7 protein-coding genes are annotated in these 5747 nt (G+C 64.7%); 3 read left to right on the forward strand and 4 right to left on the reverse strand.

What is annotated here, in order from left to right; all coding sequences use genetic code 11:
- Window positions 1–391 precede the first annotated feature (391 nt).
- Window positions 392–916 carry a hypothetical protein gene (locus AUC71_RS11240; RefSeq protein ID WP_069624338.1) on the forward strand — a complete coding sequence of 175 codons (525 nt, stop codon included), beginning with the start codon at window positions 392–394 and terminating at the stop codon, window positions 914–916.
- Between the two features lie 22 nt (window positions 917–938).
- On the opposite strand, the gene AUC71_RS11245 is transcribed toward AUC71_RS11240, so the two are convergent.
- Window positions 939–1121, reverse strand: a complete 183-nt coding sequence (locus AUC71_RS11245) for a hypothetical protein (RefSeq protein ID WP_141701625.1) — start codon at window positions 1119–1121, stop codon at window positions 939–941.
- 218 nt (window positions 1122–1339) lie between these two features.
- Between AUC71_RS11245 and AUC71_RS11250 the strand changes: the two genes are divergently transcribed.
- Window positions 1340–1630, forward strand: coding sequence for a GIY-YIG nuclease family protein (locus AUC71_RS11250; RefSeq protein ID WP_069624340.1), 291 nt, complete (start codon window positions 1340–1342; stop codon window positions 1628–1630).
- Between the two features lie 86 nt (window positions 1631–1716).
- Here the strand turns inward: AUC71_RS11250 and AUC71_RS11255 are convergent, their stop codons facing one another.
- On the reverse strand, window positions 1717–2634 hold the full coding sequence (locus tag AUC71_RS11255; RefSeq protein ID WP_083238309.1) for an alpha/beta fold hydrolase: 918 nt from the start codon (window positions 2632–2634) through the stop codon (window positions 1717–1719).
- A gap of 143 nt (window positions 2635–2777) precedes the next feature.
- Window positions 2778–4310, reverse strand: coding sequence for an acyl-CoA carboxylase subunit beta (locus tag AUC71_RS11260; protein WP_069624341.1), 1533 nt, complete (start codon window positions 4308–4310; stop codon window positions 2778–2780).
- A 248-nt stretch (window positions 4311–4558) separates the two neighbouring features.
- Here AUC71_RS11260 and AUC71_RS11265 point away from each other — a divergent pair, with 248 nt between their 5' ends.
- A complete protein-coding gene (locus tag AUC71_RS11265) occupies window positions 4559–4882 on the forward strand; it encodes a hypothetical protein (RefSeq protein WP_141701626.1) in 324 nt (107 codons plus the stop codon).
- Between the two features lie 44 nt (window positions 4883–4926).
- Here AUC71_RS11265 and AUC71_RS11270 read toward each other — a convergent pair.
- Window positions 4927–5747 (reverse strand): ATP12 family chaperone protein (locus AUC71_RS11270; RefSeq protein WP_342021843.1); only part of this gene is annotated, 821 nt, incomplete at its 5' end.

The following is a 5747-nucleotide window of genomic DNA, read 5'->3' on the forward strand; positions in this document are numbered from 1 at the left end:
GACATCCCAGCCGTACCGCGCCACCTCGGGCGCCGCGTCCCCCTTCCCGAGAAGCAGACGGTCTGCAGCTCGCGTCCTCATGGACGAGGGATGCATGCATTTTACATGGGCTTTGGAGGGCGGGATTAACGCGGGGATAACTCCCTCCCCTGGAAGGGGGAGTGTCGGGGTGGGGGTCGTTGCAACGTTGCGGTTGGACCCCCACCCGGCGCGTCGCGCTACGCGCGTCCCTCCGACCTCCCCTTTTCAGGGGGAGGGACGCGCTGGATACCGGCTTCGCCGGTATTTTCACTTCGGCGTCCGGAACCTTTCGGCCCGGCGCGGCGTTTCGAGAGGTTGGCAGTAAACGGCCATTGGAAACGTTGCATGCGTCCTGCAGGGGGATGGGGCCATGTTTCAAGCCTTGCTCGAGAAGCACGCGCATCATCGCGCCACTCACCACGCCTACCAAAAGGCGGTCGACGACTGCCTCGCGGGCTTGTTCCGCGGCTTTCCTGACGGCGTACTGCCCACGCTAAGACAGCGGGCCGGCACTGGGAGCCTCGTGCGGCGGGGAGAGGCCGAAGGCACCGACCCACGCATTTGCGCGGTCCAGATGGCGGTCCTGCTGATCCGGAAGCTCATCGGCCCCTTGAGCGCACGGGAGCGCCAGAACCTCGCCCGGGCGTTCCTGCGGAACGATGCCAGCAACCCGACCTACAAGGGCCTCAGGTCCATGTTGTGCGCCGTGGAGCGGCTCGAAATCTCGCCCGCGCTCGTGTCGTATCTGAACACCGAGGTGGCGGGGCAGCTCCGCGGCATGTCGCAGCAAGCCATTTTCGGCTCATGGGTCGAGGCGCAAATCGGCGGCGTCATGGGCCGGATGAAACAGCCGTCCCTCGAGGAAGGGGAGCGCGAAGCAGATTTTTGGCAGTGAGCCACTCGGCGCGGCTACGGGTCTAAATCCCTCTGGCCGCAACGCCCACGATCAACCCGAGCCAAGCCACGATCGCCGTCCAGAAGGCGAAGTGGTGGGCGGCGTCCATGAGGCCGAGCACGCCGAGCCCGTAGAGCACGAGCGCCGCCACGCCGAGGACGACCGACGCGTAGAAGACGTATTGGGTCGGGGGTGTCAGCCGCATGAATGCCTCCAAGTCACAACGGGATGGTGTCGTGCTTCTTCCAGAGGTTCTCGACGTGCTTGTCGCGCAGCATCTGCAGCGCCGGGCCTCATCGACGAGGGATGGATGCAGTGTACGTCAGTTTTCGGGGCGGGTCTAAGGTCGGGAAAGGCTCCCACCCCCAACGCCTGTCATGGCCGGGCTTGTCCCGGCCATCCACGTCTTGCAGACTCGCCTCCATGCGCGGAGGTTGGGTCTATATCCTCACAAACAAGCCCAACGGCATTCTCTATACCGGCGTCACGCGGGATATCGCGCGGCGCGCTTGGGAGCATCGTGAAGGCATGGTGCCAAGCTTCACACGCCGCTATGGCGTGAAACGGCTCGTGTGGTGTGAGCGCCACGAGACGATTGCAGGCGCGATTCAGCGCGAGAGGAACATGAAGCACTGGCCGCGGGCATGGAAGGTGCGGCTGATCCTCGCCATGAACCCTGAATGGGACGATCTTTACGAGACGCTGAATCAGTAAAGGCGTGGATGGCCGGGACAAGCCCGGCCATGACGAAGGCAGAACAGAACTTCCTACAACGGAATGGTGTCGTGCTTCTTTAATGGTCACGGCGCAGCCGCGAAGTCCACGATCTGCTCGACGGTGAACTCCGGCATCTCTTCGGGAACGTAATGCCCGGAGCCCTGTGCAATCTTGTTCGTGATGTCGTCGCTCCGGCCTTCGAGCGCCTTGTAGAGATGGCCGGCCACCGCGTGCTCGCCGCCTATGGTGAGGACCGGCATGGTGAGCCGCTTGCCGGACAAGCTGGTGACGAAATCGGCGTCCTCAAGGAGCGCGCGATAGTAATTGAAGCCGGCGGTCATGCCGCCGGGTGAGGCATAGGCCTCGACATATTCGTCGATCGCCTCATCCGTCATGACCTCCTTGCCGCCGGAGAGCAATTTCATCATGGCGGTGAGATATTCGCGCTCGCGGCCCTCCGTCAGCATTTCCGGAAAATCCGGGGCGATGTGGAAGCCGTAATGCCATAGACCGCCTCGCGCCACGTCCATGTTCTCCGTGCCCGGCGGCATACAGTCGATCAGCACCAGCTTCTTCACCCGTTCGGGCTGCGTGAGACCGAGCACGAAGGCGGCCTTCCCGCCCATGTCGTGCCCGACCACGACGGCCGGCTCGTCACCATTCAGATGCTCGATGAGAGCGGCAACGTCCTGCGACAGGGTCTGTTTGTCGTAGCCCTTTTCTGTCCGTTCGGTCTTGCCGACGCCGCGAAGGTCGGGCGCCACCACGGTGAAATGCTCTGCCAAGGACGGCATCACGTCCGCCCACTCGTACCAGGTCTGCGGCCAGCCATGCAGGAGCACGAGCAACGGCCCCTCGCCCATCTGCACGTAGTGCATGCGGATGCCGTTCACTTGCGCGAATTTGCTCTCGGCGCCGTCAGGAAGGGGCGCCGCGCGCGCGGAAAGCCCCGTGAACGCGAGAACACTGAAGAGACCGAGAAGGGTAATAAGTCTACGCATGGCTACTACCGACCGCTGTTATCGAAATGATGTCATGAACTTTAGTTTCCGCAGCCGGTTCGCGCGCGTGACATGGTGGCCCACTTAGACAAGCCCGGCCATGACGAGGTGAAAGGATAGACGGGAGCCGGCGCGTCCCTAGCCTACAACGGAATGTTGTCGTGCTTCTTCCAGGGGTTCTCGACATGCTTGTTGCGCAGCATCTGGAGCGCGCGGCAGATGCGTAAGCGCGTGCCGCGCGGCGCGATGACCTCGTCGATATAGCCCCGCTCCGCCGCGACGAACGGATTGGCGAAGCGCTCCTGATAATCGTCGATGCGCTTCTTGACCTTCTCCGGATCGCCGAGGTCGGCGCGATAGAGAATCTCCACCGCGCCCTTGGCGCCCATCACCGCGATCTCCGCCGTCGGCCAGGCATAATTGATGTCGCCGCGGATATGCTTTGACGACATGACGTCGTAGGCGCCGCCATAGGCCTTGCGCGTAATGACCGTGACTTTCGGCACGGTGGCCTCGGTGAAGGCGAAGAGCAGCTTGGCGCCGTGCTTGATGAGCCCGCCATATTCCTGATCGGTGCCCGGCAGGAAGCCCGGCACGTCCACGAAGGTGATGATCGGGATCGAGAAGCAATCGCAAAAGCGCACGAAGCGCGCGGCCTTGCGCGAGGCGTCGCTGTCGAGCACGCCGGCGAGCACCATGGGCTGATTGGCGACGATGCCGACCGTGCGCCCTTCCATGCGGGCGAAGCCGGTGACGATGTTGCGGGCGAAGGTCTCCTGGATCTCGAAGAAGTCGCCCTCGTCCACGACCTTATGGATCAGCTCCTTGATGTCGTAGGGCTTGTTCGGATTGTCGGGGATCAGCGTGTCGAGCGACGGCTCGAGCCGGTCCCACGGATCGCGCGTCGGCAGCTCCGGCACGCCGGAGAGATTGCTGGAAGGCAGATAGTCCATCAGCCGGCGCATCTGGAGCAGCGCCTCCACGTCGTTCTCATAGGCGCCGTCGGCGATGGAGGATTTGGTGGTGTGGACGACGGCGCCGCCGAGCTGCTCGGCGGTCACCTCTTCCTTGGTCACGGTCTTCACCACGTCGGGGCCGGTGACGAACATGTAGGAGGTGTCTTTGACCATGAAGATGAAGTCGGTCATGGCCGGCGAATAGACGTCGCCGCCGGCGCACGGGCCCATGATCACGCTGATCTGCGGGATCACACCCGAGGCGAGCACGTTGCGGGTGAACACCTCGCCATAGCCGCCGAGCGCCGCCACGCCTTCCTGGATGCGCGCGCCGCCCGCGTCGAACAGGCCAATCACGGGCGCCCGCGCCCGGATGGCCATGTCCTGGACTTTCAGCATCTTGTTGGCGTGGGCTTCCGACAGGGAGCCGCCGAACACGGTGAAGTCCTTGGCGAAGACATAGACCACCCGGCCGTTGATGGTGCCCCAGCCGGTCACCACGCCGTCGCCGGGCACTTTCGTCTTCTCCATGCCGAAATCGATGCAGCGGTGCTCGACATACATGTCGAACTCCTCGAAGGAGCCGTCGTCCAGGAGGAGCTGAAGCCGCTCTCTTGCGGTGAGCTTGCCGCGCTTGTGCTGGGCCTCGATGCGCTTCTCGCCCCCGCCCATGCGGGCCTTGGCGCGGCGCATTTCAAGCTCTTCAACGACTTCTTTCATGAGGGCTCCCTCGGATGGCGGTGTTGCCAAGGTGAATAGCATGGGGCGGAAAAGAGGCAAGTGGCCTGAACCAAATGGTCCTCCTTCGCCCGTCATTGCCGGGCTTGACCCGGCAATCCATTCCATTGGCGTTTGGGCATCCTGGATGGGGAACGGAATGGATGCCCGGATCAGTCCGGGCATGAGGCGTGGAGACGTTTGCCGAGGCCTGCCAAACGGGGCATGCTGAGGCTCCTGGGGAGGAGCTCATGCGGGTGCTGATCGCCGCCATCCTGCTGGTTGCCGTGGCCACCGCGGCCGGCCTCGGCCTCTATTATTGGCGCGTGGGCGAGGCGCTGGACGAGATCCGGGCAGAGCTGGTGACACCTAAGGAGCTCGAGGCCCCGGACGCGCCCGAGACCAGGCGCGGCATCGAGGCGGCGCCGGCCCTCTGCGAGCGCGTCTACGACCTCCGCGCCAACCCCATTGCCCGGCGCCTGCGCGGCGACGAGATCCGCGGGCTTTGGGCCCATTGCGAGCGCATCGCCGACAGGGCCTCGGGCCTCGACCAGCTTCGCAAGGGATCGCCGTAAGCGGCCAATGCCCAAAGCGCGGGTGCTCACTCTCCCTCCCCCTTCTAGGGGGAGGGATTTGGCCGAAGCTCGGAAAGGTCGAGGGCGCGGGCGGCGGCGTCGAAGTCGGTCTTGCGGGCGATGCGGCGCGCGCGTGCTTCTGCGTCCTCGCCCCAGCGGTCGACCTGGAAGTCCTCGTCCACATGGGCCGCGTCCCACGCTTCGTCCTGTGTGAGCCGCTTCAGCGCCACGGCGAGCGCGAGCAGCGCCGAGCCGGTGAGCGATGTCATGACGTGGAGCGCCGCCAGGCCGAAATCGTCGAGCTTGGCGATCTCTTGGCGCAGCGCCGCGATGGAGGCCTCCGGCTGCGCCACATGCACGATGCCTTGAGAGAGGCTGAGCGGTGCGTGGAGGGACTCCTTGGCCCAGGCGAGCACCGGGTCCCACAGCTTGACCTGCCGCGCCACGAGCCCTTCCGGGCCATCGGCGCGGTAGCACAAGAGATCCGCGCGGGCATGGGCGAGAATGTCGTCGATCACCCCGTCCCTCTGGCCCGCCACCCCGTCGATCGCGGTGTTGGCGAGCTTGGTGAGCGGCATGGTCCTGGGGTCGATATGGGCGCCTTGCGCCCGCCATTCGTCCGCGATCGCTTGCGCCAAAGCTTTGCCCGGCACGGTCAACGGCGCCCTGCCCGGCGTGCGCACGGGCTTGCCGTCGAGCAGCAGTCCGAAACGGCCGCCCTCATCCGCGACCGAAACGTCCTTGTAGAACCGCTTCGGAAGAGCAGGCTTTTTGGGCGGCACGGGTCCGCCGGTGTCTTTCTGATCCTGGTCTCTCAACTGTCCGATCTCTTCTTCGGCGAGGCTTTCTTCGGCGAGGCTTTCTT

The organism is Methyloceanibacter marginalis (assembly GCF_001723295.1).
Lineage (GTDB): Bacteria > Pseudomonadota > Alphaproteobacteria > Rhizobiales > Methyloligellaceae > Methyloceanibacter > Methyloceanibacter marginalis.

What these genes read in the sequence shown, in the direction of transcription:
- AUC71_RS11240 (WP_069624338.1), top strand. Translation starts at nt 392, where the DNA reads ATGTTTCAAGCCTTGCTCGAGAAGCACGCGCATCATCGCGCCACTCAC.
- AUC71_RS11245 (WP_141701625.1), bottom strand. Translation starts at nt 1,121, where the DNA reads ATGCGGCTGACACCCCCGACCCAATACGTCTTCTACGCGTCGGTCGTC.
- AUC71_RS11250 (WP_069624340.1), top strand. Translation starts at nt 1,340, where the DNA reads ATGCGCGGAGGTTGGGTCTATATCCTCACAAACAAGCCCAACGGCATT.
- AUC71_RS11255 (WP_083238309.1), bottom strand. Translation starts at nt 2,634, where the DNA reads ATGCGTAGACTTATTACCCTTCTCGGTCTCTTCAGTGTTCTCGCGTTC.
- AUC71_RS11260 (WP_069624341.1), bottom strand. Translation starts at nt 4,310, where the DNA reads ATGAAAGAAGTCGTTGAAGAGCTTGAAATGCGCCGCGCCAAGGCCCGC.
- AUC71_RS11265 (WP_141701626.1), top strand. Translation starts at nt 4,559, where the DNA reads ATGCGGGTGCTGATCGCCGCCATCCTGCTGGTTGCCGTGGCCACCGCG.